General features: G+C 51.4%; 28 protein-coding genes. 17 read left to right on the top strand and 11 right to left on the bottom strand.

Annotation, left to right across the window (positions count from 1 at the left end):
- Nucleotides 1-51 precede the first annotated feature (51 nt).
- A complete protein-coding gene (locus tag HOL66_14320; protein MBT5245408.1) occupies nt 52-483 on the top strand; it encodes a type II toxin-antitoxin system RatA family toxin in 432 nt (143 codons plus the stop codon).
- Here the strand turns inward: HOL66_14320 and HOL66_14315 are convergent.
- Together HOL66_14315 and HOL66_14310 are read right to left on the bottom strand one after the other, a co-directional pair.
- Nucleotides 464-955 (bottom strand): CinA family protein, encoded by a 492-nt coding sequence (locus tag HOL66_14315; GenBank protein ID MBT5245407.1) that lies wholly within the window; start codon nt 953-955, stop codon nt 464-466. The two genes, HOL66_14320 and HOL66_14315, sit on opposite strands and share 20 nt — an antisense overlap.
- Nucleotides 956-959: 4 nt before the next feature.
- The gene (locus HOL66_14310; GenBank protein MBT5245406.1) at nt 960-1,475 is read right to left on the bottom strand and encodes a phosphatidylglycerophosphatase A; all 516 of its coding nucleotides are present in this window, start codon (nt 1,473-1,475) and stop codon (nt 960-962) included.
- Nucleotides 1,476-1,732: 257 nt separating this feature from the next.
- Between HOL66_14310 and HOL66_14305 the strand changes: the two genes are divergently transcribed.
- Nucleotides 1,733-3,034: a peptidoglycan DD-metalloendopeptidase family protein gene (locus HOL66_14305; protein MBT5245405.1), complete on the top strand. Its 1,302-nt coding sequence runs from the start codon at nt 1,733-1,735 to the stop codon at nt 3,032-3,034.
- Nucleotides 3,018-3,494 (top strand): polymer-forming cytoskeletal protein, encoded by a 477-nt coding sequence (locus HOL66_14300; protein MBT5245404.1) that lies wholly within the window; start codon nt 3,018-3,020, stop codon nt 3,492-3,494. The genes HOL66_14305 and HOL66_14300 overlap by 17 nt, the downstream gene beginning before the upstream one ends.
- On the opposite strand, the gene HOL66_14295 is transcribed toward HOL66_14300, so the two are convergent.
- Genes HOL66_14295 through HOL66_14285 form a run of 3 tightly spaced genes read right to left on the bottom strand, consistent with a single transcriptional unit; the run spans nt 3,491 to nt 7,175 of the window.
- On the bottom strand, nt 3,491-4,471 hold the full coding sequence (locus HOL66_14295; GenBank protein MBT5245403.1) for a threonine/serine dehydratase: 981 nt from the start codon (nt 4,469-4,471) through the stop codon (nt 3,491-3,493). The two genes, HOL66_14300 and HOL66_14295, sit on opposite strands and share 4 nt — an antisense overlap.
- Entirely contained in the window at nt 4,472-5,152 is a 681-nt protein-coding gene (locus tag HOL66_14290) for a haloacid dehalogenase type II (GenBank protein MBT5245402.1), read from the bottom strand.
- A gap of 34 nt (nt 5,153-5,186) precedes the next feature.
- On the bottom strand, nt 5,187-7,175 hold the full coding sequence (locus HOL66_14285; protein MBT5245401.1) for a lytic transglycosylase domain-containing protein: 1,989 nt from the start codon (nt 7,173-7,175) through the stop codon (nt 5,187-5,189).
- Nucleotides 7,176-7,342: 167 nt separating this feature from the next.
- Here HOL66_14285 and HOL66_14280 point away from each other — a divergent pair, with 167 nt between their 5' ends.
- The 3 genes from HOL66_14280 (at nt 7,343) to HOL66_14270 (ending at nt 9,054) form a co-directional block, all read left to right on the top strand.
- On the top strand, nt 7,343-8,218 hold the full coding sequence (locus tag HOL66_14280; protein MBT5245400.1) for a 4-hydroxy-tetrahydrodipicolinate synthase: 876 nt from the start codon (nt 7,343-7,345) through the stop codon (nt 8,216-8,218).
- 10 nt (nt 8,219-8,228) lie between these two features.
- A complete protein-coding gene (smpB, locus tag HOL66_14275) occupies nt 8,229-8,705 on the top strand; it encodes an SsrA-binding protein SmpB (GenBank protein ID MBT5245399.1) in 477 nt (158 codons plus the stop codon).
- A gap of 85 nt (nt 8,706-8,790) precedes the next feature.
- Nucleotides 8,791-9,054 carry a DUF4170 domain-containing protein gene (locus HOL66_14270; GenBank protein ID MBT5245398.1) on the top strand — a complete coding sequence of 88 codons (264 nt, stop codon included), beginning with the start codon at nt 8,791-8,793 and terminating at the stop codon, nt 9,052-9,054.
- A 3-nt stretch (nt 9,055-9,057) separates the two neighbouring features.
- On the opposite strand, the gene HOL66_14265 is transcribed toward HOL66_14270, so the two are convergent.
- Both HOL66_14265 and HOL66_14260 read right to left on the bottom strand, forming a co-directional pair.
- Entirely contained in the window at nt 9,058-10,200 is a 1,143-nt protein-coding gene (locus tag HOL66_14265) for a PQQ-binding-like beta-propeller repeat protein (GenBank protein MBT5245397.1), read from the bottom strand.
- Between the two features lie 70 nt (nt 10,201-10,270).
- Nucleotides 10,271-11,179 carry a hypothetical protein gene (locus HOL66_14260; GenBank protein MBT5245396.1) on the bottom strand — a complete coding sequence of 303 codons (909 nt, stop codon included), beginning with the start codon at nt 11,177-11,179 and terminating at the stop codon, nt 10,271-10,273.
- A 536-nt stretch (nt 11,180-11,715) separates the two neighbouring features.
- Here HOL66_14260 and HOL66_14255 point away from each other — a divergent pair.
- Nucleotides 11,716-12,282: a helix-turn-helix transcriptional regulator gene (locus tag HOL66_14255; protein ID MBT5245395.1), complete on the top strand. Its 567-nt coding sequence runs from the start codon at nt 11,716-11,718 to the stop codon at nt 12,280-12,282.
- On the opposite strand, the gene thrH is transcribed toward HOL66_14255, so the two are convergent.
- The 3 genes from thrH to HOL66_14240 are packed head-to-tail and all read right to left on the bottom strand — an operon-like array spanning nt 12,279 to nt 14,106.
- Nucleotides 12,279-12,881, bottom strand: coding sequence for a bifunctional phosphoserine phosphatase/homoserine phosphotransferase ThrH (thrH, locus tag HOL66_14250; protein MBT5245394.1), 603 nt, complete (start codon nt 12,879-12,881; stop codon nt 12,279-12,281). The two genes, HOL66_14255 and thrH, sit on opposite strands and share 4 nt — an antisense overlap.
- Complete coding sequence (locus HOL66_14245; protein ID MBT5245393.1) at nt 12,862-13,509, bottom strand: uracil-DNA glycosylase; 648 nt, start codon at nt 13,507-13,509, stop codon at nt 12,862-12,864. The genes thrH and HOL66_14245 overlap by 20 nt, the downstream gene beginning before the upstream one ends.
- A complete protein-coding gene (locus HOL66_14240) occupies nt 13,510-14,106 on the bottom strand; it encodes an NYN domain-containing protein (protein ID MBT5245392.1) in 597 nt (198 codons plus the stop codon). It abuts the gene before it with no gap.
- A 164-nt stretch (nt 14,107-14,270) separates the two neighbouring features.
- Here HOL66_14240 and folK point away from each other — a divergent pair, with 164 nt between their 5' ends.
- The 8 genes from folK to era all read left to right on the top strand — a co-directional run bounded on the left by folK (nt 14,271) and on the right by era (nt 21,417).
- The gene (gene folK / locus HOL66_14235; protein MBT5245391.1) at nt 14,271-14,828 is read left to right on the top strand and encodes a 2-amino-4-hydroxy-6-hydroxymethyldihydropteridine diphosphokinase; all 558 of its coding nucleotides are present in this window, start codon (nt 14,271-14,273) and stop codon (nt 14,826-14,828) included.
- Nucleotides 14,829-14,918: 90 nt separating this feature from the next.
- Complete coding sequence (locus HOL66_14230) at nt 14,919-15,311, top strand: DNA-directed RNA polymerase subunit omega (GenBank protein MBT5245390.1); 393 nt, start codon at nt 14,919-14,921, stop codon at nt 15,309-15,311.
- 41 nt (nt 15,312-15,352) lie between these two features.
- Complete coding sequence (locus HOL66_14225) at nt 15,353-17,500, top strand: bifunctional (p)ppGpp synthetase/guanosine-3',5'-bis(diphosphate) 3'-pyrophosphohydrolase (GenBank protein MBT5245389.1); 2,148 nt, start codon at nt 15,353-15,355, stop codon at nt 17,498-17,500.
- Nucleotides 17,501-17,693: 193 nt separating this feature from the next.
- Nucleotides 17,694-18,185 (top strand): DUF2062 domain-containing protein, encoded by a 492-nt coding sequence (locus tag HOL66_14220; GenBank protein ID MBT5245388.1) that lies wholly within the window; start codon nt 17,694-17,696, stop codon nt 18,183-18,185.
- Complete coding sequence (locus HOL66_14215) at nt 18,182-18,919, top strand: pyridoxine 5'-phosphate synthase (GenBank protein ID MBT5245387.1); 738 nt, start codon at nt 18,182-18,184, stop codon at nt 18,917-18,919. Before HOL66_14220 ends, HOL66_14215 begins: the two co-directional genes overlap by 4 nt.
- A 99-nt stretch (nt 18,920-19,018) precedes the next feature.
- Nucleotides 19,019-19,795 carry a signal peptidase I gene (lepB, locus tag HOL66_14210; GenBank protein MBT5245386.1) on the top strand — a complete coding sequence of 259 codons (777 nt, stop codon included), beginning with the start codon at nt 19,019-19,021 and terminating at the stop codon, nt 19,793-19,795.
- A gap of 11 nt (nt 19,796-19,806) precedes the next feature.
- The gene (rnc, locus tag HOL66_14205) at nt 19,807-20,508 is read left to right on the top strand and encodes a ribonuclease III (protein MBT5245385.1); all 702 of its coding nucleotides are present in this window, start codon (nt 19,807-19,809) and stop codon (nt 20,506-20,508) included.
- Nucleotides 20,509-21,417: a GTPase Era gene (gene era, locus HOL66_14200; GenBank protein MBT5245384.1), complete on the top strand. Its 909-nt coding sequence runs from the start codon at nt 20,509-20,511 to the stop codon at nt 21,415-21,417.
- A 10-nt stretch (nt 21,418-21,427) separates the two neighbouring features.
- Here the strand turns inward: era and HOL66_14195 are convergent, their stop codons facing one another.
- Nucleotides 21,428-21,991, bottom strand: coding sequence for a hypothetical protein (locus HOL66_14195; GenBank protein MBT5245383.1), 564 nt, complete (start codon nt 21,989-21,991; stop codon nt 21,428-21,430).
- Between the two features lie 60 nt (nt 21,992-22,051).
- On the opposite strand from HOL66_14195, the gene recO reads away from it, so the two are divergent.
- Both recO and HOL66_14185 read left to right on the top strand, forming a co-directional pair.
- Nucleotides 22,052-22,777, top strand: coding sequence for a DNA repair protein RecO (gene recO, locus HOL66_14190; GenBank protein MBT5245382.1), 726 nt, complete (start codon nt 22,052-22,054; stop codon nt 22,775-22,777).
- Between the two features lie 39 nt (nt 22,778-22,816).
- Complete coding sequence (locus tag HOL66_14185; GenBank protein ID MBT5245381.1) at nt 22,817-23,317, top strand: thioredoxin fold domain-containing protein; 501 nt, start codon at nt 22,817-22,819, stop codon at nt 23,315-23,317.
- The last annotated feature ends 1 nt before the right edge of the window (nt 23,318 follow it).

Here is a 23,318-nt window from a genome sequence, read left to right as displayed (position 1 = left end):
CCGAGGGCAGGTTGCACTAAAGCCAACCGTCTTAAGTTGAACGCCCGTTAGATGCATTCTCACGCCGAAAAGAAAGTCCTGCCCTACACACCAGATCAGATGTTCGACATGGTCGCCGATGTAGCGGCTTATCCTGATTTCCTGCCCTGGTGTATCGCCACCCGTATTCGTTCGGAAGATGAAACCCACCTGATTGCCGACATGGTCATCGGTTTCAAAATGTTTCGTGAACAGTTTACTTCGCGCGTCACCCTGGATCGCCCCGGCAGTATTAAGGTAGAGTATGAAAGAGGGCCATTTAAGTATTTGAAAAATCAATGGAAATTTGCATCGGACAAGGACGGCAATTGCCTTGTTGATTTCAGCGTTGAATTTGAATTCCGTTCCTCGTTGCTCGAGATGGCCATTGGTAAAGTTTTTACCGAGGCGGTCTTGATGATGGTCGCCGCCTTTGAAAAAAGGGCTAAGTCTCTTTACGGCTGAGTATCAGCCTGAACGCAGCTTCAATGGTTTGCAGGCGTACGGCGTTGCGATCGCCTGAAAAAACATGGCGTTCATGCAGGGTTTCCTGGCCTTTTTGAGCAACCGAGATATAAACCAGGCCGACCGGTTTTTCAGCCGAACCACCACCGGGGCCGGCAATACCGGTGACCGATACGGCGACATCGGCGTGTTCATCCGATATGGCGCCTTCAGCCATGGCCCGTGATACGGTTTCACTAACAGCGCCATGTTTAACCAATTGATCTTGCGTTATGCCCAGAAGGTTGATTTTTGCCTGATTGGCATATGTGACATAGCCGTGCGTTAACACCTCTGAAGCACCGGCAACGGCGGTCAAACATCCTGCAATCAGCCCACCAGTGCAGGATTCAGCTGTCGCCAGGTGAAGATTTTGCGCCTTAAATAACTTGATGACGTCTTCCGCCAGAGCCATGAGTTGGTTGTTGAACATCTGCTCAATTTCCCAAATATTGAATGTAAACGGTTAGGCACAGACCGGAATAAATGGCGGCAATGATGTCATCGAGCATGATGCCCAAACCGCCATGGATGGTTCTGTCTGCCCACGAGGCTGGCCATGGTTTGAAGATATCGGCAATGCGAAACAATATGAATGCGATCAGATAGGTGATCAGATCAGGGGTTGAAGGAGCCAGATAGGCTGCCGGAACCAGTGTTAGCCACTGTCCGGCGACTTCATCAATGACGACAGGCCCCGGATCATCACCGCCCAGGCGCGTGACGTATCCGTTTGAGGCCCAAATCCCGATCACAAAGGCGACAATCGTCGCAAGGGCCAATCCAGCCCAACCAAACGTTATATGCAGGGCCCAGGCAAAGGGCAGGGCGGCCAGTGAACCCCATGTTCCCGGTATCATTGGCAACAAACCTGAACCGAACCACGTCGCCAGCAGGACCGCCGGATCCGATAATGCCTGGAAATGCTTTGTTTCCGGTATGTTACTGTTCATTTTTTAGCGCTCTAAAAACGGATTCGTGAACGGTTCAAGAATCACTGATCCACCTTAAACCTCATTGGGCACCGCCGAAATCAGGAAAATTAATCTTTTGACGGTCAATTTTGGGTGGTATTTTGTTTTAATCCAGAGACTTAGGTCAATTGGGCTTGCATGTTGCTCCGGCAGCCGATATTTTCTCATTTACGAAAGTGCTAAAGAAGCAGGGGTTGTTTCTAAAAGCGGGATTGATAGCAGGGGCTACTTAACACGTGCCGATTCAAGAAGGTAAAATTTCCAGGGCTTTGGACCGCTGGTTCCCTGAGCGTCAACTGATGCTCCGAAGCGAAGGCCGGGTTTCCTATCTGGTGCTTTCAAAGCATCTACAATTGACCGCTTTTGCGGCTGTGCTGGCGTTGGTTGGCTGGTCTGCATTTGCTTCGGTCAGTTATGTATTTTACGGCCAGTTCCTGGACAACAAGGACAATCAGGTCGCCAACGCCCGTTTGGCCTACCGTAGCCTGCTCTCACAGGTATCTGCATATCAGCGTAAATTCTCGACGATCACAGGCGATCTTGAATCCAATCATTCGATGATGCTGGAACTGGTCGAAAAAAACGCCTCGTTACAGCAAAATCTGAAAACCGTCTCAAGCCAGCTTAAGACCACCGAACAGGAACGCGAAAGCGTCCTCGCCGTCCGTCAGGCTTTGCGGGAAAAGCTGGCTGTTAACGAAAACGATTTACGTTCTTTAAACAGCCGAAATTTTGCTCTTAAGGATAATCTTGAAACTGTCGAGTCTGATTTGCAGATTGCCTTAAGCGAACGCAATGACGCGCTGTTTAATGGCACCCGTATGCGCCGCCAAATCAAAGAGCTTGATACCCGTCTGTCGGATCTGGAGACCACCGAGCAAGGTGCTGTCCAGCAATTGACTGAACGGACCATTAACCTGAACGATTCCATGGAACGGGTCGTGGAAATGGCGGGGCTTGACGTTGAAAAACTGGTGCGAGCCAACAAATCATTACCCAAAGGCCAGGGTGGACCCTTCATCGCCGCCACACCGGATGGTAAATCCGCAAGCAAGCTAAAGGCCGGATTGACCGATCTGGAGCAGCATTTGCAGCAAAGTGAGGGACTGCAGGACATCATGCGCAGACTGCCCATGGCGCCGCCGCTGACGTCCTACCGGGTGACCAGTTCGTTCGGCAAGCGTCGCGATCCGATCAACAAGAAATGGGCCGCTCATTACGGTCTGGACATGGGTTCACCGTTCAAGTCACCGGTTTATGTGGCCGCACCCGGTGTGGTCAAGTTCGCCGGCTGGAATGGCAAATTCGGAAAGATGATCGAAATCGACCATGGCGCCGGATTGAAAACCCGTTTTGGTCATTTGAATAAAATTCTTGTCAAAAAGGGACAGCAGGTCAATTTCCGTGATAAGGTTGGACTGCTTGGTTCAACCGGACGCAGTACCGGTGCTCATCTTCATTATGAAGTTATCTTCAAGGGCAGAAGTATGAACCCGTTGAAATTTTTTAAGGCCGGACGATATGTTTTCCAGGAATAACAAAAACGCACCAAAGCCAGGCGACCCAAAACAGGCGCTACCTGTGAAACCGTCCGTTCCGTCCATCATCAGCGGTGATTTGAAAATGACCGGCGATCTGAACAGCGATGGTGAAATTCAGGTTGATGGCACCATCGTTGGTGATATCCGCACCAAGACGCTGCTCATTGGCAAGACCGCCAACATTAAAGGCGAGATTTTTGCCGATAACGTGCGCGTCCATGGCAATGTGAGTGGCCAAATCAAGGCCCGTTCGGTGATTTTGGCCAAGACGGCCCACGTAATTGGCGATATTCTGCATGAAGACCTGTCCATTGAAACCGGTGCCTTCCTTGAAGGGTTGAGCAAACGCATGACGGGATCGCAATTGGCCGACAGTGCAAAGATCAATCTTGTTGAAGGCAAGCCTGCCCCTGCAGCGCTGGCAACCGACGACAAGAAGACGGCTACCGGAAGTTAGGTTTCGAGCGCTTTTCGGAAAACTTCTTCATCAACATTTCCACCCGATAGAATAATGCCGACGGTTTTACCGCGTCCGTCGTACTGACCTGAAAGCAGGGCAGCCAAAGCCACCGCACCCCCCGGTTCTACGACAAGTTTCAGATACCTGAAGGCAATCTGCATGGCCTGGGTGACGGCCTTGTCACTGACCGTTAACCCTCCTGACAAAAGCCGGCTGTTGATTTGCAATGTTAATCTGCCCGGTTCAGGCGACAGCAGGGCGTCACAAAAGGATGTTGCTCCGGGTTCAATACTCAGGCGTTCTCCGGCGACCATCGAGCGGGCCGTGTCATCGAAGTCCTCAGGCTCGACCGCGTAGACTTCCGTTTGCGGGCTTTCAGAAGCAAGCGCAAGTGCTGATCCACCTACCAGGCCACCACCGCCACACGGGCTTAATACGGCGTCCAGTGTGGTGTCCAGGGCCCGTGCCTGTTGCGCCATTTCCAGGCCAACAGTTCCTTGTCCGGCGATAATCATCGGGTCATCAAAGGGGCGAACGAGTGTTGCTTTTTTCTCCGCGACCAGTTTTTCGGCTATTGCCTCGCGGTCCTCGCCGAAACGGTCATAAAAAACGATCTCTGCACCGTAGGCACGGGTATTGGCGATTTTTATTTCCGGGGTATCGCTGGGCATGACAATAAGTGCCGGAAGGTCATGTATTTGGGCTGCTGCAGCGACACCCTGAGCATGATTGCCTGATGAAAAAGCAACAACGCCGCCTTGCTGCTGATCTTCGGGAATACGCGATATGCGGTTATAGGCTCCGCGGAATTTGAACGAACCGGTCCGTTGCAGGGTTTCGGGTTTGACCAGCAGACGAAAACCGAGGTGTTCATTCAACAGTGGGACTTCGAGCAGCGGCGTCTTGTAGGCTTTGCCTTCGATGCGCAAGGCGGCGCTACGCACATCAGTGGCGTTAGGAAGCGTATCCAACATTTACAGTCCCAGCAGCGGCGGCAGGTCGCTTAATGTCGAAATTTCATGTTCGGGCGTACCGGGAAGGCGTTCCTTTTTTTGACCGAAGCGATTGACCCAGACCACCCGGAAACCGAAATTAGCCGCGGCGGCGGCGTCCCAGGCATTGGACGACATGAAACAAATTCTTTCCTTGGGCACATTCAGTCCATCGACGGCCATCTGGTACACCTTGGGGGTTGGCTTGTAGATACCCAGTTGATCGACTGAATAGTTGTCGACCAGATCATCAGAAATTCCCGCATTTTCGACGGCGGATGCCAGCATTTTTGGCGATCCGTTTGATAGAATGGCGCATTTCAGTCCGCCCCCGTTAAGGGCTTTCAACATGGCCGGAACTTCTGGATAGCAATCCAGTTTCATGTACAGGCTTTGTAATTTCTCACGCAGCGCTTCATCACCATCCAGCCCCAGTGTTTCCAGCGCGTAATCCAGGCCGTCGCTTGTGACCTGCCAAAAATCGATATATTCACCCATCAGGCTGCGAAGCCAGGTGTATTCCAGTTGTTTTGTACGCCAGATGGCGCTTAAGGAATCGGCCTTGTCACCAAGATCATCCCGGCAATGGGCCGCAGCGGCGGCGACATCGAACAAGGTTCCGTAGGCGTCAAATACACAGGCATCGATATCTTGCATCATCATCATTTTCCTAATTATTTTGACGGGAGGAGTGACCTTAACGAACCAGATCCTGGTCCAGGGATTCGGCGACTTCCGTATCGGCCAGTTTAAGCCGGTAAATTTGCAGGTTCTCAAGAACCCGCTGAACGTAATTTCGGGTTTCGTTAAAGGGTATCATTTCAATCCAGTCAATGGTGTCTATCGTTCTTTCACGGGGATTGCCGTTTTGTCTTTCCCATTTTCGGGCCCTGCCGGGACCGGCGTTATAACCGGCCAGCGCCAATACGTAGGAACCATTGAATTCATCAATCAAACCGGCAAGGTAAGTTTGACCAATGGTCATGTTATAGGCCGGGTCGCTGGTCAGTCTGCTTTTTGAATAGTTTATTTTTAGGCTGCGAGCGACTTTCTTTGCGGTGCGCGGCAAAACTTGCATCAACCCACGAGCGTTGGCGTGACTTTTAGCGCCAACGAAGAAGGCGCTTTCCTGACGGATCATCGCCAGGACAAGAGGTGTCTCAAGAGCGTATTTTGATGATCGCGTTCTTAGCTTCGGCGGCTCAACCCGGGGATACCCCGCATCAATCAGTTCCGTACCCTGACGGCTTGATTTTTTGGCGATGGATATACCGACATCAGGCCTTCCATGAAGACCTGCCAACCCGGCGCTTAAGGCGTGCCAGCCTGGTGTATCCTTGTAACTGTTGAGGGCCAAAAGGAAGGGTTTCAGGCGTTCTTTCTCGCCAATCCCGTCGAGAATTTTTATGACCCGCACCAGATCCAGGTCCTGAAATTCCTTACTTTCATCGGCATCAGCATCCAGTTGCACGGGCAACAAAAGTCCATGGCCGACACTTAAACGGGCGGCGGCTAACTGGCCATAATAGGCAGTCGGGTGTTCGGCTGCGATATGGAACCACATCTTTGCCGCCTCATCATTGCCCATGGCCATTGCAGCGCGGCCGGTCCAATAGGCGCCTCTGGCCCGGCTGATGGGAAAGTTGACGTACTGATACATGGTCTGGAAATGGGTGAAGGCGGTTTTAGGCTCTTTCATAAAGCGAAGCGCTATCCAGCCAGCCAGCCATTCAGCATCTGCAAAACCGGAGCCTTCTTTTAGCTTGTGATCATTGACCAGTCGGTAAGCATCCGTGATATGGCCTTTTTGCAGAGCCATCCTGGCCAGGTAGGCCCGTTCCTGCCACCACTTTTCAGGTCGAACAAGATTGTCTGGCGGCGGCATCAGCAGTTCTAACGATTGCTCATAGCGGCCTTTACGGCGCCGCCAGCGCAGACGTTCATAGATCAGGCCCGGATCGTCGAGCAATTCTTCGGGAACCTTTTTGATGGCCGTATCGACGTTTCCGAAACGGTGGCGCAACATCAGGCGCGCTTCGGCGAGTGCCTTGATACCCGGTTTGACCTTCCACAACATGCGCCTGACCGGCCAGTTGCGCCCTTCCCAAAGTAGGCGATCAAGACGTTTGACGTGATCTTCAGCACTTAAGTACCTGCGGTATCGCTTGTAAAAAATCTTTTCCGGGCGTTTGGCAAAATTTCTGTTGATCCAGGTGTCGCGAATAACCTGCCTGGCTTTTTCCTTTTCGCCTGATGCCAAAAGAGCACGGCCGTACTGTACCCAGCCATCGGTACTGACCGGATCATGGCCATCAAACCATTGAAGAATACGCGTATGGTATAAGTCGTCTCGCATGGCTGCTTCGGCACGTTTACGAAGTGTCTTGTAGGAAGGCCAATGCGGGTTTTCGTCGATAAATGAAGCAATATCCTTAAATGAGGCCTTTGTTTCGCGGCGCTCAAGATCGAAATAATGGACGATTTTTTTTGTCAGCGGGTCCTTTAATCGTTTTGCAAAGGCGCGCGCGTTCTTCCATTGGTTCTTCGAGGCGGCACCTAGCGCTGCCTTGAGGTTTTTTTCATCATTCTGGCCAAGACCAGTGCTGTCCGCATGACTTAAGGCGGGCGCATCGATGGCGACGATGGCGAAGATCAGCAAAGTAAAAATGAAGCGGCCTGGCCGCATCGGTCATGCTCCTGTTTCGACGACACTATAGTCTTCTAAAGATTAAAGAAACTCTACGATGGGGCAGGGAGCTATAGCAAGTTGTACCATTACATAAGCGTACTTGCTCCCCAGTGGTGCTAGGGCTATTGTGCGCGCCTTGTTATTCGAGACTTTAGGAGGTAGCCATGTTTCAGGGATCCATGCCCGCACTAATGACACCAATGGCCAACGGCAAAGTGGATACGGCTGCCTTTAAAAAACTCGTTGATTGGCAGATCCAGGAAGGCTCCAACGGTCTCGTTCCCTGCGGCACCACCGGCGAGTCACCGACCTTGAGCCATGAAGAACACATGCACGTCACCGAATTGTGCATCGAGGTTGCGGCTGGCCGTGTGCCGGTTATCGCCGGGGCTGGCTCCAATTCAACGGATGAAGCGATCATGTTGGCCGTGCACGCCAAGAAGGCTGGCGCCGATGCCGCCCTGGTTGTCATGCCTTATTACAACAAGCCGACACCCGAGGGGCAATATCAGCACTTCAAGGCCGTTCACGATGCCTGTGAGCTGCCGATCATTATTTACAACATTCCCGGCCGTAGCGTCGTCGATATGACGATGGAAACAATGGCTCGGCTGGCCGAATTGCCGAATATTGTCGGCGTCAAGGACGCGACGGGTGACCTGGTGCGACCAATCCAGACCCGTAACACCCTTGGCGAAGGCTTCTGTCAACTTTCTGGGGAAGACGCGACCGCATTAGCGCACCTGATTGGCGGCGGCGTCGGCTGTATTTCTGTCAGTGCCAATGTGGCGCCGCGGCTGTGTTCAGACATGCAGCGGGCATGGCGCGAAGGTGATCTGAAAACCGCCATGGAGTTGCAGTTCCGTTTGATGCCCCTGCACGACGCCATGTTCTGTGAATCCAGTCCGGGTCCTGTCAAATACGCAGGCGAGCTGCTTGGTCTTTGCTCATCAGAAGCGCGATTGCCGATTTGCGAGATTTCCGAACCTCACAAGAAGCAGGTCAAGGACGCGCTTGTTCACGTCGGCCTGCTAAACTGAAATTAATCTAATGGCAGCCAAGAAAAAGAAAACGGCAGTCAATTTCGCCGCCCAGAACCGTAAGGCCCGTCACAATTATTTTATCGAAGAGAACTTCGAGGCTGGCATCATGCTCGCGGGCTCCGAGGTTAAATCCCTGCGCGCCGGCCGGGCCACTATTACCGAGGCTTTTGCCGGTGATCAGGATGGCGAGTTATATCTGTTTAACGCCTATATCCCCGAATACGACTCGGCCAAGCACTTCAATCACGACCCCAAGCGGCCACGCAAACTGTTGATGCACCACCGCGAGATTGAAAAACTGCTCAATGCCATAAATCGCAAAGGCATGACACTTGTCGCGCTCGGTGTTTATTTCAACGAACGCGGCATCGCCAAGGTTGATTTGGGGCTGGCGCGCGGTAAGCAACACCACGATAAACGCGCCGACATCAAGGAACGTGACTGGAAGCGCGACAAGGCAAGATTGATGCGGGACAAAAGGTAAGGGCTTCGACAATCAACTTGTTCACTCTGCAGACCATGCTTATGTTTCAGGTGCATTCACATTATTAGTTAAGGAAATATCCTGAATGACTGAAAAGCCGCTTCTGCACCTGGTTTTCGGCGGTCACGTCGAAGATCCGCTCAAACTGGAATTCACCAGTTGCGACAATATTGATGTTGTCGGGATTTTTCCAAATTACCAAGATGCGCTGGATGCCTGGCGCGGGGCGTCACATGCCCGCGTTGATGAAGCTGACATCAAGTACGTGATCGTCCACCTGCATCGCCTGTTCGACCCTGAAACGGGAGAGGCAACAGAGGATCATGAACACGGCCCTGCCGACGAATAAAGGCTACTTCAAAATTTTGTAAGCGTAGACTGTGCCCGATGAGTCACCCATAAACAGGGTGTCGCCGCTAATACTGGGGCCAGTGCGAGAGTCCATGCCTGTCGGTTGAGACCAAAGCTCCGTACCATCTTCAAGATCAAGGGCAAAGACCGTGCCGCGTTGACTCAAGAAGTACATTTTTGCGTCTGCAATGACCGGTTTGATCAGCAGATAATTGAAGTTTCCGCCCGGAATGTTAAATTCCCAGCGGGAATTGCCATCTTTGGTGTTCCAGGCATGGACCTTGGTGTTAGCCGAACCATAGTAGAGCACGTCTCCCTGACCAATGACCGAGGGAACCCAGTTGCCGGTATCACGACGCCAGACCAATTTGCCAGTGGTGGTGTCCAATCCGTTCATGTAATCCTGATAGCCGACAAAAACGAGCCGGTTTTTGGTCGCGTACGAGGCTTTTGGCAAGCCGTCATCGGACTCATAAATCCATTTTTGCTGTCCCGTCTGGCTGTTCAGGGCGTAAAAACGCGCCGGGCCACCTTCATCCACCACAATTTTTGGATTAATGTAACTTCCACCAACATAGACGGTTCCGGCCTTTTGGAAGGCGGTTTGCAGAAGATAATTTTCGCTGGTGAAGACCCAATTTAATTTGCCGTCGACCGGATTGATGGAAAACAGCTTGGCACCGCTGTAGGTTTCTGTGGTGATGCCCTGACCGACCAGCGCGGTTGATACATAAAGGCTGCCCTCAGAAATATGTGGTTGGCGTTGGCAATTGATGCCGAGCTTGATCCTCCACAACAAACGTCCGTCTTTGCCATCAAGGGCAGCCAGATCACCACCTTTCAGGCAGACAAAAACCCGCTTGCCGTCAGTCCCCATGGCGCGGCTCCAAAGTCCTTCGGCCGGTGCGTATTGCCATTTCTCGGCACCATTGGATTTGTCGTAGGCGACCAGGGGTAAGCCCTTGGGTATGACCAGCACATGGTTGCCAATGACCAGGGGAGGCTGGTTGATCGCCTTGCCTGTATCAACACGCCAAGCCAGTTTGATGGAGTCACTGCCTGCTTTCGAGATGGTGCTCAATCCCACCCAGGCCAAGGCACTGGTAAGGATCAAAAAGGCAAATATTTTACGGGGTCGGGTCATCGTCAATATCCAAAAAAAAAGGCGGGAGGAAAAACCTCCCGCCTTTATAACTTAACGAAGTGTCTTGTGACTACATCCCGTGAGCAACAATCGGGCCGTCACGGTTTTCTTCGGTAATGTCAAACTCGATGCTAGGAGGCATACGGTTGTTACGCAGACGCTCCTTCATCTTAGAATGACCCCAGTCATAGTCGGTAGCACCAATACTTGACTGACCGAAAAGCGGAACTCCCGGAGGCTGGGAAAGAACGTCGCCGCCCTTCATGATGCCTTCGTACGAGGAAAGATCCATTTCGTGATAGGACTCTTCGCTGTTGTCGAAGTGGCAAGAGGTGCAAGCATCTGTGCCTTCGCCCCATGCACCATCCATGGTGAACAGCGGAAGGATTTTGCTGCTAAAGGTGCTGTCGTTCTTGGCGCCAGCAGCAACCCATGCCTTGATCATGCCAACCTCGGTACCGGTCGGGCCGTCACGATTTTCTTCGGTGATGTCAAATTCAACGCCCGGGGGCATACGGTTGTTACGCAGACGTGCCCTCATCTTTGAATGACCCCAGTCATAATCGGCAGCGCCGATTTGAGACTGACCGAAAAGCGGAACTCCCGGAGGCTGGGAAAGAACGTCGCCGCCCTTCATGATGCCTTCGTACGAGGAAAGATCCATTTCGTGATAGGATTCTTCGCTGTTGTCAAAATGACAGGAAGTGCAAGAGGCGGTACCTTCGCCCCAAATACCTTCCGCGGTAAAGAGCGGCAGGATGTCAGTGGTAAAATCACCCAACGTGGAATTGCCGCTCATGTCTGTGTAGGAAAAGCCGGTCTTTGGCGCACCGGAATCAACCCAGGCACCGATAAGATCAACTGCTTTGATCGCACCAGGGGTGCTTTCTGTAACCATTTTGTTGCTGCTAACGCAGGCTGTGGCCATGGTCGCCATGATGGCCCCCACAACGAGACCCTTAAGTGGAAACTTCTTCATTCGTCTCTCCTCTCCTCAGTTATTTAGAAACGCCTAAGCTTTTCTGCCGTTTTTAAATGAATTAGCAAGAGACATTGGAGGCTTATATTTTTAACAGCCTCTCTTTGGATTGTTTAGCGCACGAAAACACATCACCCATGTTGTATGAGTATGGGCCGCCCATAGAACTGAACGGACCTTTTTCTCGAATGTGTGGTGTTCCCCTGTGCCCCTCTCGTTATTCTTAATGTACACTCCCCCGACATATTGACGCGACTATACATGATAAAAGCGCTTCTAAGAAATTTATACTGGCCTTGGTTGCCTATAAACCTCAATCAACAAAAGTATGAATGGGGAAATCGTCCATAAACTAAAGTTTGAATGGTAAAAATTGAAAGCCTTGAGTTTTTGGGGGAAGAAAATTTTTTCACGCTTAAGTATTTTGATAATTTCACTAATAATTTCAATTAATTAACGGCAAAAATACAGAGCTGTTCATATCTGCCTTATGCATGATAGTGTAGGCCGAATTCAATTTTAGGACGGAGCCTTGAATGGCCAATGCCAGCCTTCATAATTTTCGCAACTCCTGGCGAATTAAGTTCCTTGGGGGCTCATTAATCGTATTACTGGTTTGTGAAATTCTGTTAATTCTCGATGTCGTCTCCGAGTCTCTGTATTTTGATTTTGATATATACAGTGAATATCACGGCATTATTGAAGCTTCGGCGGTTTTTTTTCTTGGTTTGACGCTGATCGTCCTCGGGGCCGATTTTTGGCGCCTCATTATTGAAAACCGTCAATTCCGATCACTCCTTGGTATCGCCTCGGGCGAGTTCCTGTTCATCCTTGGCGGCAAGTTTACAGACTGGAAACTTTCTGTTTCGGAACGCGAGGTCGCCTTGCTGCTGATCAAAGGCTTATCGATACAGGAAATCGCCGATATCAGAGAGACCAAAACGGGCACCATCAAAAGCCAGTGCAGCGCCATTTACAGGAAGGCAGAGGTTAAAGGCCGCAATGAACTGGTCGCCTATTTTGTCGAAGACCTGCTGTCAGGCGAGTCGTTGAGTGATATCATGAATGCCTTGCCTCCTCAGGTAGAGGGTGCCAATTCTTAACCGGCTTTGGCCTTTTCAAAAATTTCACTCAATTCCTGATAGCTGTGACTTAAGGGCAGGTGAGGGAATTCGGCAATGACATTGTCGGGTGCCTGAAACAGGACCCCCAGTTCGGCTTCTTCCAGCATGGCTGTGTCGTTGTAGGAATCACCGGCAGCAAAAACCTTGAAATTCAATGTCTTAAAGGCCATTACAGCGGCCCGTTTATGGTCGGCCATACGTAATGTGTAACCAGATATTCTGGCATTTTCTACATGCAGGCGATGGCAAAACAACGTAGGCCAGTTGAGCTGCGCCATCAGAGGTTTGGCAAATTCGTAAAATGTGTCTGACAAAATGACAACCTGATAGCGGGTTCTCAGGCTTTCAACGAATTCAAGGGCACCCTCCATAGGGGCCATGGTGGCGATAACTTTCTGAATGTCCTCAATCCCCAAATCGTGCTGGTCAAGAATGGCCAGCCGCTGGGCCATCAACTGGTCATAATCAGGTATATCGCGGGTGGTTGCCCGCAATTCATCAATGCCGGTTCGTTCGGCAAAATTGATCCAGATTTCAGGAACCAGCACCCCTTCAAGGTCAAGACAAACGATCTCCACGAATTTCCCCCACAAGACTATTAAAGACGCCTTCAAACATTTCAGTCGTCAAACGACCCGTATTGGTGTTGTAGCGCGAGCAGTGATAGCTGTCCATCAGGGTCAGGCCACCCGTTAACTGGTGGCGGGCAGCGTGGGCGAAGGGGATCGCACTTTTTTTCTCGCCAAGGCATGACAACACAGCGCCATGGGCGACAACACCAAGTGCTAAAATTACTTTTAGTTTCTTCATGTTGGCAATCTCGGTCGAAAGGAAGGGCCTGCAAGCCGCTATTTCCGGTCCCGTTACCTTGTTTTGGGGTGGGGCGCAGCGAACGGCATTGGTGATCCGGCAGTCGCGCAATTCAAGGCCGTCATCTGGTTCCGCCCCAAATGTTCCGTGGGCCAGGCCGAACTTGATCAGTGTTGGATAGAGCAAATCACCGGCAACATCGCCGGTAAATGGTCGTCCGGTGCGGTTGGCGCCTTTCAGGCCAGGTGCCAATCCGACGATCAAAAGGCAAGCATCCGGGCTGCCAAAGGAGACAACCGGCCCATTGTGCCAGTCGGGAAACCGTTGGCGATTGTCATTTCGGTAGGCGAGTAAGCGCGGACATAGCGGGCACTCGTGTTCAGGCTGGTCACTCACTCAAGCAGATTCCAGGTTGAAATCTTCTTCGTCAGGATGAGGCGGGTGGTCATCATTGCCTTGAGCGTTGGAAGAACGGGCAATTTTTTCACGCAGATCATCAAGTTCGATGAAGGCATCGGCTTGTCGGCGTAATTCATCGGCTGCCATGGGGGGGTGCGAACGAACGGTGCTGACAACGCTGACCCGGGTTCCGCGCCTTTGCACGGCCTCAACAAGCCGCCGGAAGTCGCCATCACCGGAAAATAACACGATATGATCAAGTTGTTCGCACATCTCCAGCGCATCAATGGCGATTTCGATGTCCATATTGCCCTTGATTTTACGCCGCCCGGCTGAATCGGTAAATTCCTTGGTCGGCTTGGTGACCATGGTGTAACCGTTATAATCGAGCCAGTCGACAAGCGGTCTGATCGGAGAGTATTCCTGATCTTCCAGAAGCGCCGTGTAATAAAGCGCACGAACCAGACGTCCTTCTCCCTGAAATATCTTCAGCAGCTGTTTGTAGTCGATATCAAAGCCCAGCGCCCGCGCCGCTGCGTACAAATTGGATCCATCAATAAAAAGTGCAATTTTTTCGTCTTTGTAAATAATCATAACTAAAATATCCTTTAAAAATAATTACATACATAATTTTAATGATTTAACTTATTAAAATAATTTTTAGCTGTTTTGACCCCGAAAAAATGTCCGTGGCCGCAACCTGTCTAATCAGGTTAACTATAGGTAGGTATCATTTAAGCGACTGGCAAGATGAAATTATGAGCTCAGAAAATCCTGTAACGAAATCCCAATCACCAATTCTGATTGGCATTGGCGCCAACCTTTCCAGTAAGCAGTGGGGCTCTCCACGGGCGACTTGCGAGGCAGCGCTCAAAGCCTTGAAACAGGCCGGCCTGGTCATTTTAGAACAGTCCAATTGGTATAAATCAGCGCCCGTCCCCATTTCATCACAACCCTGGTTTATCAATGGCGTTATCGCCGTTGAAACGTCTATAGAACCCACCGGGTTGCTGGCTTTGATGGCCGGTATCGAGGCTGATTTCGGGCGTACTCGCGAACACAGAAACGCCGCCCGAACGCTGGACCTTGATCTGATTGCATATGGCGAAACGATCACCGGTTGGGATGATGACGAGACAGCAGAGTTGATCATTCCACACCCGCGCATGAATGAGCGGGGGTTCGTGCTTTTGCCGTTACAGGAAATCGCCCCTGACTGGTCGCATCCGGTCCTGCTCCTGTCATTGGATGAAATGATTGCCGCCCTTGATCCCGATCAGCAGACAATTCGTGACAAAAGCAGCAAAAATGGCTGATAATTTCAGTCTATTTCCTTGCTTTGTTAGCCAATGCCCAATATATAATCGGCGATTCATTTACAGTTTTGTTGGTAGAGAGAGAAACCTATGGCCCGCGTTACAGTTGAAGATTGCGTTCTAAAAATTCCCAATCGTTTCGATTTGGTGATGCTGGCTGCCCAAAGGGCCCGTAATATCACTGCTGGCGCAGGCTTGACCATCGAAAGGGATGATGACAAGAACCCGGTTATAGCGCTTCGCGAAATCGCCGATGAAACCATCGAAATCGATGAATTGCAGGAATCCCTGATCAAGGGTCTGCAACAGCATGTCGAAACGGAAGAGCCCGAAGAAGATGATATGGACTTGTTGTCTGTTCAGCAGGACCAGGACGGCGATGAAGAAGGCGCAAATCCGCCCATGGAGAAACTTTCTTCCATGTACGAAGATGCCGATCTGTCGGCTAACCCGAATGACGAGGCGACCACAAAGGGCGCGTGACGAATGCACAGAACCTCCGCTGAATATATCCGGGGGGTCTGATGATCCGGCAATTTGAACTTGTCGATCTGGTAAAATCTTACGACCCCAATGCGGATGAAAAGGCGCTTGATCGCGCCTATGTTTTTTCCATGAAGGCGCACGGAAATCAAAAGCGCGCCTCGGGTGATCCCTATTTCCTGCATCCCCTGGAAGTTGCCGGCATTCTGACCGAATACAAGCTGGATGGTTCAACCATCATCACGGCACTTCTGCACGACACCATCGAAGATACCCTGGCGACCCAGGAAGAAATCGACAAGCTGTTCGGTAAAGAAGTTGGCCGCCTGGTTGACGGGGTCACCAAGCTGACCCGCATTGAAATGCAGTCGGACCACGCCAAGCAGGCCGAAAACTTCCGCAAATTGCTGTTGGCGATGTCCGATGACATTCGCGTCTTGCTGGTCAAGCTGGCTGACCGTCTACACAACATGCGCACCCTTCATTACATAAAAAACGAAGAGAAGCGTTTGCGCATCGCCATGGAAACCATGGAAATTTATGCGCCGCTGGCCGAGCGCATCGGTATGCAGGAAATGAAAAACGAACTCGAAGATCTGGCTTTCTCACAAACCAATCCAGAGGCTCGCAGGTCGATTATGGCGCGGCTGGAATTCCTGCGTGAAGAAGGCAGTGATCTGGTTTCGCGGATCAAGACGGAATTAACGCAAACCCTGGCTAAGGCCGGAATAAAGGTAGAAATCAGGGGCCGGGAAAAACTGCCGTTCTCCATCTGGCGCAAGATGCAACACAAGGATGTCGCCTTCGAGCAATTGTCCGACATTATGGCTTTCCGCGTGCTGGTTGGTTCGGTCGAAGATTGCTATCACGCCCTTGGCATCATCCACAGTGCTTACCGGGTCGTTCCGGGACGCTTTAAGGATTACATCTCGACGGCCAAGCCAAATGGCTACCGCTCCCTCCATACAGGGGTGTTGGGGCCTGAACAGCACCGTATTGAAATCCAGATCAAGTCTCATGAAATGCATGACATCGCTGAAAACGGTGTCGCCGCCCACTGGACGTATAAACAGAAGACCGGCAAAACCGAAGGGCGGCAGTATCGCTGGATCAGGGAATTGCTTGATATTCTTGACCACGCCGCCTCACCCGATGAATTTCTTGAGCATACCAAGCTGGAAATGTATCAGGATCAGGTCTTCTGCTTCACCCCGCGTGGTGATTTGATCAATATGCCGCAAGGGGCGACACCCGTTGACTTTGCCTACGCCGTCCATTCGGAAGTGGGCGACAGGTGTGTTGGCGCAAAGGTCAATGGCCGGATGATCCCGTTGCGCAAGGAGTTGCGAAATGGTGATCAGGTTGAAATTCTGACCTCAAAGGTTCAGACCCCGTCACCGACGTGGGAGCGATTTGTCGTAACCGGCAAGGCGCGTGCCCGTATTCGTCGCTTTGTTCATTCCCAGGAACGTGAACAGTATCAACAACTGGGCCGGGCGATCCTGCAGCGGGCTTTTCGCGAGGAAGGTTATGAGTACGCCGATAAAGCGCTCTCTGGTGTGCTCAAGGTCTTTAATCAGGGATCGACAGATGACCTGACATCACAGGTCGGGGCCGGACACATACACGCCCGCGACATTGTTGAAGCCGTATTTCCCGGCAGCAAGAAGAAACGCGATCAGAATGTTGTCCCCCTAACCAAGGCAAAGTCGAAAACAGGCAAGAAAAAATCGCAAAACGCCATTCCCATCAAGGGCTTGATTGCCGGTATGGCCGTTCATTACGCGGGATGCTGTCACCCGCTGCCAGGGGACAGGATCGTTGGCATCATTACCACAGGTAAAGGCGTCACCATTCACACCATCGATTGCGACAGCCTTGAAACCTATGCCGATACGCCTGAACGCTGGCTTGATGTATCCTGGCAACAGCAAACAGAAACACCTGACATTTATGTTGGTCGCGTTCATTTGACGGTGATTAACGAACCTGGTGTTCTGGGCACGTTGTCCATGGTTATCGGCAAGAATGGCGGCAATATTTCTAATCTTAAAATCATTAACCGGTCGCAGGAATTTTATGATCTTCTGATCGATATCGAGGTCGAGAACCTTAAACACCTGACAGAAATCATCGCCGCCCTGCGTGCCACCCCAGCTATTGATATGGTCGAGCGTGCACGGGGATAAGCGGCCTCGTAATATATAATATTGTATCCTAAGACGTTCTTTTCCTTCACCTTATCTGATCTATAGGCGTATATTCTCGTCTATGTTCAAGCGTCGTGAAAAGCCAAAATTACACCACAGGGCACGGGATTTCTTGTGGCCCAGCTTGGGGTGGAAACGTTCGACGGAGTATCTTTTTCACAGAATTGGCAGGTTGCCGGGCTCATCTCATACCATTGCCGCTGGTTTTGCCTGTGGTGCAGCGATCTCATTTACCCCCTTTGTCGGCTTACATTTTGTTTTCGGTGGTATCTGTGCGTGGGCTATTCGCGCCAATATCATGGCCTCGATCATTGGCACAGCCGTTGGCAACCCGTGGTCGTTCCCTTTTATCTGGACGTTGATTTATAACCTGGGCGTCTGGATGGGGGCAGGGGGCAATGGTTCGGCGGCCAGCGATCCTGATTTTCCGACAATCTTTTCATCCTGCATGGACGCTTTATTGAGGTTCGATCTGGTTTACCTTATGGAAACCGCGTGGCCCGTGTTATGGCCTATGTTTATTGGCGGGATACCGGCTTTTGCCATCGTCTGGATGGTGTTTTATTTTACCCTTAGACCGCTCATAGATAACTATCAGGCCAAACGCAGAGAGCAAAGAATGCGCAAAGAAATAGAAACCAAAATACAGGAAACAGAACAATGACCATACCTTTGCGTCTGGGGGTCAACATTGACCACGTCGCCACCATCCGCAATGCCCGTGGCGGCATTCACCCCGATCCTGTTGACGCTGCAAAGCTGGCCGTGAAGGCGGGCGCCGATGGCATCACCGCCCATCTGCGTGAGGACCGTCGGCATATCTCCGATAACGACATCACCCGCCTGTGCAACGAAGTCGACAAACCCCTGAATTTTGAAATGGCCGCGACCGATGAAATGTTGGAAATCGCCTTGGGCCATGTTCCCCACGCCGCCTGTATTGTTCCTGAAAAACGCGAGGAAAGAACGACGGAAGGTGGGCTGAATGTGGTTTCAGGCCACAATCGCCTGATGCCCTATGTTGACGTTCTGGTAAAGGCCGGCATTCGGGTTTCAGTGTTTATCGAGCCCGACATTGGCCAGCTTGATGGCGCCAAAGCACTGGGAGCGCCAGTTGTTGAACTGCATGTCGGGGCCTATTGCGATTCGACGGGTGCTGATCAGGAAAGAGAATTCGCCCGTATTGTGGCCGCCGCCGCTCATGCAGAAAAAATCGGCCTTGAATGCCACGCCGGACACGGCCTTACTTTTGACACCGTCGCCCCGGTCGCTGCCATCCAGACAATTGCCGAGCTCAATATTGGCCACTTTCTTATTGGCGAGGCCATCTTCATCGGCCTTGAAGACAGTATCCATTCCATGCGCAGGCTCATGGATGAAGCGAGAGCATCGGCTTAAACTTGACATCGAGGCACCGCGATGGCTTGATCGCGGCGCTTTTCAGGCGAGACTTATCAAATCCTTGCCCATGCGATTTATTTAAATGAATGGACATCCATGAATCCGACCGATGGCGACAGCCCAACCCACGAGAGCGGAAATGCAGCAGAGAGCGGCGGTATCAAGGATACGCTTATTACAATCGTCTATGCAGGCCTGATCGCCCTGGGTATTCGCTCTTTCGCCTATGAGCCGTTTTCAATTCCTTCAGGATCGATGATTCCAACTTTGGTTGTTGGTGATTATTTATTCGTTTCAAAACTTTCCTATGGCTACAGTCGCTTTTCACTTCCCTTAAGCCTGCCGCTCATTCCTGACCGTATCCTGTTTAGCGAACCCGAGCGCGGCGATGTTGTTGTTTTCAGGCTGCCCACGGATACGGATAAAGATTACATCAAGCGCTTCGTTGGTCTTCCGGGTGATACAATTCAGGTCAAGCAAGGCATCCTGCATATCAACGCAACAGCCGTGAAACGTGAAAAGGTTGATGATTACCTGATTGATAATGGTTTTGGCAGCGTCCGTCGGGTGCCAAGATACATTGAGACTCTGCCGGGTGGTCGCAAGCATTATATTAATGAAGCACAGGGCGACACCGGGCCCAGTGACAACACCCCTGTCTATACAGTTCCCGAAGGCCATTATTTTGCCATGGGCGACAACCGGGACAATTCCTCTGACAGTCGTTATCTTGACAGGGTTGGTTATATTCCCCGTCAAAATCTGATCGGTCGGGCGGAGGTTAAATTTTTCTCGGTTGATGGTGATGGCTGGAAATTCTGGCAATGGCCATCAACGGCACGTTTTGATCGTTTCTTCGACGGTATTGAATAAGACCCGTTAAGATGGCAGGACCTCTCTCAGAACTTGAATTAATCCTGGATTACACGTTTTCCAGCCCCCAGCTGCTGAGCCTTGCGTTATCCCATTCAAGCCTTGCTAAAAGTCGTGCCGATCGGGACCAGACAAATCAACGCCTCGAATTTCTTGGTGACAGGGTTCTGGGGCTGGTGATAGCGGGCATGATCTACGAAACCTTTCCAGACGAAGAAGAAGGCGCCATGGCGCGCCGCCACACGGCGCTTGTGCGCAAGGAAGCCCTGGCCCGTGTCGCCCTTGATTTGAGACTGGGTAGTTTTATCCTGATGGCGCCGTCTGAAGAAGAAAGCGGGGGGCGCGACAATGAAGCCCTGCTGGCCGACACCTGTGAAGCGATTATCGCGGCCCTGTTTATGGACGGTGGACTGGGCACAGCAGAATCCTTTATTCGACGCCACTGGACACCACTTATGTCCGAAGATTTATCACCGCCCAAGGATGCAAAGACGACCTTGCAGGAATATGTTCAGTCCAAGGGAATGAATTTGCCCACCTACCGTGAAGCCTTGCGTGAAGGCCCGCCCCATGATCCGATTTTCACCATCGAGGTTTCCATCGATAATGATCAGTTTCTGTCAGGTAAGGGAAGATCCAAACGTCAGGCCGAACAAGGCGCCGCCTCTGCCATGTTGCATCATCTGGGTATCGATGTTGAGGAAACCCAGTAGGTGACCGGTTCGTCAAAAACACGCTGCGGCTTCTTTGCCCTGATTGGCGCACCCAACGTTGGTAAATCGACACTCGTCAATCGCCTTGTCGGGGCCAAGGTTTCCATCGTCTCGCCGAAAGTACAAACAACAAGAACACGGGTACTGGGCATAGCGATCAAGGATCAGGCGCAGGTTATTTTTATTGATACGCCGGGTATTTTCGCGCCCAAACGCCGGTTGGACCGGGCCATGGTCGCCAGCGCTTGGGGCGGCGTGTCCGATGCCGACGGTGTGCTTTTGCTGGTAGATGCCCAACGCGGCATCAATGCCGATACACAAGTCATACTGGACGGCCTGAAAAAACAAAATCGACAGGTTATGCTCGGCATCAACAAGGTTGATCTGGTTAAAAAACCGGTCCTGCTGGATCTTGCCGCGACCTTATCAGCGACCGGACTTTTTACCGAAATATTCATGATTTCGGCTGAAACCGGCGATGGTGTCGAAGACTTGATGAATTATCTGTCGGCCAGTGCGGGCGAAAGTCCGTGGATGTATCCCGAAGATCAGATTTCAGATATGCCGTCCAGACTTTTGGCTGCCGAAATCACCCGCGAGAAGGTTTTCCTGCAACTGCATCAGGAATTACCCTACGCGGTAACTGTCGAAACGGAAAAGTGGGAACAGCGCGATGATGGCTCGGCCAGGGTCGATCAGGTCATTTTTGTTGAACGTCCGGGGCAGAAGGCCATCGTGCTGGGTAAAAAAGGCTCACGCATTAAAAAAATTGGCGAGGCCTCTCGCAAAGAACTGGAAAACCTGTTGGGCCATCGCGTCCACCTTTTCCTATTCGTCAAAGTGCGTGAAAAATGGGGGGATGACCCCGAGCGCTATCATGAATGGGGGTTGGACTTTAACGCCAAATAACAGGCGTTGATTATTCTTCCGGGTCAGCTTTTTTTGAGGCCTTGTTCACCACATCTTCAATACGCGCAGCCCCTGAACTGCGCCGATCCACACCACCATTTTCCAGCCGCCATTTCTCGTTTTTCGACAAAGCCTCAGCCCAGGCATCGGGTTCTTCTTCCGGGTCGACGACATCGGTGTCCCTGTATGGCCATGTTAATGTATGAACGCTGAGTTTGGCTTCCTCGATTTCACCGTCATCGTGTTTTTTCAATGATATCTTGACGATTTGATGAACGAATGCACCGGTCACGGCCCGCAGTGAAGAAGGATGGTGAATAAATTCGGGATCGTAGAGGGCGGCTTTCAGGCTTGCGTAATTTTTATTGGTAAACTCAAGCAGCTGGTTGATCAGTTCCTTTTCCTCAAGATAGAGGGGTAATTCCAGCATCACGTCCTTGAGAACGGAAAATACCAGATTGGCATTGTTTTCGATGCGGGGATCTTCATCCAGCTTGTTGGCGATCGCACCAAAATAGGACGCCCGGTCAGGGTCCATGTTAGCCAAGGCTTTCTCGATAATTTTTTTATGCACCGTTACACTCTAATCTGATTCGTTGATTATTTTATAACATGTAGGGCATCGCGGTATCAGATGGAATGGTCGGACCAGGCAATCGTGCTATCGGCAAGAAAGCATGGTGAAACATCAGCAATTGTCACTTTGATGACAAGCACCTACGGCGTTCACGCAGGCCTGGTCAGGGGCGGGGCGGGAAAACGCAAGCGTGGTGACTTGCAACCGGGAAACCGTGTTCAGGCACATTGGCGCGGGCGATTGGCCGAACACTTAGGCTCATATGTATGTGAAGTTCATAAAGCCCACGCCGCCCTGCTGATGGATGATCCGGACGCACTGGCCTGTTTGAGCGCCGCCCTTGCGACCTGTGAAAGCGCTTTGCCCGAACGCGAACCACACCCATCCGTCTATGAGGGGCTGGGGATCTTGCTTGCATCCCTGGAAGGCGAGGACTGGCCCAGCGTCTATGTAAAGTGGGAACTCGGGTTGTTGGGAGAACTGGGTTTTGGGCTTGATTTCAGTTGCTGCGCGTCCACCGGGGTTACGGAAGAACTGATTTATGTATCGCCGAAGTCAGGACGGGCGGTATCTGCCGAGGCCGGCGACATCTACAAAGCTAAAATGCTTAAATTGCCACCGTTCCTGCTTCGAGCGGGCGTAAGCGGAGAGCCTGGGGAAATTGTCGACGGCCTTGTCCTGACCGGTTTTTTCCTGGAACGTCATGTATACGGACATTTACGCTCCAAATCCCTGCCGGCGGCCCGTCATCGGTTGCTTGAACGGTTGCGCAGGAATATATAAAGACCCTAATATAGTATTCTCGCGGGATGGGAGTTGGAATTGAGACAGGTTTTACGATTGGCGTTTTTGGCGGTCTTGTTGCTGATCCCTACTATTGGGCAAAGCGAATACCGTGAAGAGAGTCTCGACAACGATTATCAGGGCGAAATTGAAGCCCTGGCCGAGGAAGGCAAGTTTCTTGTCTTGTTCTTCCATCAAGCTGGCTGCCCCTATTGCGACAAAATGCGTGCCCGCGTCCACCCTGTTGCCAAAGTGATGGATTATTTCACTGATAATTTTGTCATGATGGAAAGCAACATCCGGGGCAACCTTGATATTGTCACACCCGATGGAACGCAAAGCACCGAAGTCGATTTTGCCAAAAAGGTCAGGGTCCGGGCGACCCCGGTTTTTATATTTTATGATACGGATGGCACGCCGGCCCTTAGAACAACCGGTTTTCTTGATCCTGACAAATTCCTTCTGGCAGGTAAATATGTCGTTGAAGGGGTTCATAAAACAAAGAAATCCTTTTTCCGCTACCTTCAGGAACAGAACTGAG

This window comes from Rhodospirillaceae bacterium, from assembly GCA_018662005.1.
Taxonomy (GTDB): domain Bacteria; phylum Pseudomonadota; class Alphaproteobacteria; order Rhodospirillales; family JABHCV01; genus JACNJU01.
The sequence above is the reverse complement of the archived record's forward strand: the minus strand, read 5'-3'. Positions and strand labels throughout refer to the sequence as shown.

What these genes read in the sequence shown, in the direction of transcription:
- HOL66_14320 (MBT5245408.1), top strand. Translation starts at nt 52, where the DNA reads ATGCATTCTCACGCCGAAAAGAAAGTCCTGCCCTACACACCAGATCAG.
- HOL66_14315 (MBT5245407.1), bottom strand. Translation starts at nt 955, where the DNA reads ATGTTCAACAACCAACTCATGGCTCTGGCGGAAGACGTCATCAAGTTA.
- HOL66_14310 (MBT5245406.1), bottom strand. Translation starts at nt 1,475, where the DNA reads ATGAACAGTAACATACCGGAAACAAAGCATTTCCAGGCATTATCGGAT.
- HOL66_14300 (MBT5245404.1), top strand. Translation starts at nt 3,018, where the DNA reads ATGTTTTCCAGGAATAACAAAAACGCACCAAAGCCAGGCGACCCAAAA.
- HOL66_14295 (MBT5245403.1), bottom strand. Translation starts at nt 4,471, where the DNA reads ATGTTGGATACGCTTCCTAACGCCACTGATGTGCGTAGCGCCGCCTTG.
- HOL66_14290 (MBT5245402.1), bottom strand. Translation starts at nt 5,152, where the DNA reads ATGATGATGCAAGATATCGATGCCTGTGTATTTGACGCCTACGGAACC.
- HOL66_14285 (MBT5245401.1), bottom strand. Translation starts at nt 7,175, where the DNA reads ATGCGGCCAGGCCGCTTCATTTTTACTTTGCTGATCTTCGCCATCGTC.
- HOL66_14280 (MBT5245400.1), top strand. Translation starts at nt 7,343, where the DNA reads ATGTTTCAGGGATCCATGCCCGCACTAATGACACCAATGGCCAACGGC.
- smpB (MBT5245399.1), top strand. Translation starts at nt 8,229, where the DNA reads ATGGCAGCCAAGAAAAAGAAAACGGCAGTCAATTTCGCCGCCCAGAAC.
- HOL66_14270 (MBT5245398.1), top strand. Translation starts at nt 8,791, where the DNA reads ATGACTGAAAAGCCGCTTCTGCACCTGGTTTTCGGCGGTCACGTCGAA.
- HOL66_14265 (MBT5245397.1), bottom strand. Translation starts at nt 10,200, where the DNA reads ATGACCCGACCCCGTAAAATATTTGCCTTTTTGATCCTTACCAGTGCC.
- HOL66_14260 (MBT5245396.1), bottom strand. Translation starts at nt 11,179, where the DNA reads ATGAAGAAGTTTCCACTTAAGGGTCTCGTTGTGGGGGCCATCATGGCG.
- HOL66_14255 (MBT5245395.1), top strand. Translation starts at nt 11,716, where the DNA reads ATGGCCAATGCCAGCCTTCATAATTTTCGCAACTCCTGGCGAATTAAG.
- HOL66_14240 (MBT5245392.1), bottom strand. Translation starts at nt 14,106, where the DNA reads ATGATTATTTACAAAGACGAAAAAATTGCACTTTTTATTGATGGATCC.
- folK (MBT5245391.1), top strand. Translation starts at nt 14,271, where the DNA reads ATGAGCTCAGAAAATCCTGTAACGAAATCCCAATCACCAATTCTGATT.
- HOL66_14230 (MBT5245390.1), top strand. Translation starts at nt 14,919, where the DNA reads ATGGCCCGCGTTACAGTTGAAGATTGCGTTCTAAAAATTCCCAATCGT.
- HOL66_14225 (MBT5245389.1), top strand. Translation starts at nt 15,353, where the DNA reads ATGATCCGGCAATTTGAACTTGTCGATCTGGTAAAATCTTACGACCCC.
- HOL66_14215 (MBT5245387.1), top strand. Translation starts at nt 18,182, where the DNA reads ATGACCATACCTTTGCGTCTGGGGGTCAACATTGACCACGTCGCCACC.
- lepB (MBT5245386.1), top strand. Translation starts at nt 19,019, where the DNA reads ATGAATCCGACCGATGGCGACAGCCCAACCCACGAGAGCGGAAATGCA.
- rnc (MBT5245385.1), top strand. Translation starts at nt 19,807, where the DNA reads ATGGCAGGACCTCTCTCAGAACTTGAATTAATCCTGGATTACACGTTT.
- recO (MBT5245382.1), top strand. Translation starts at nt 22,052, where the DNA reads ATGGAATGGTCGGACCAGGCAATCGTGCTATCGGCAAGAAAGCATGGT.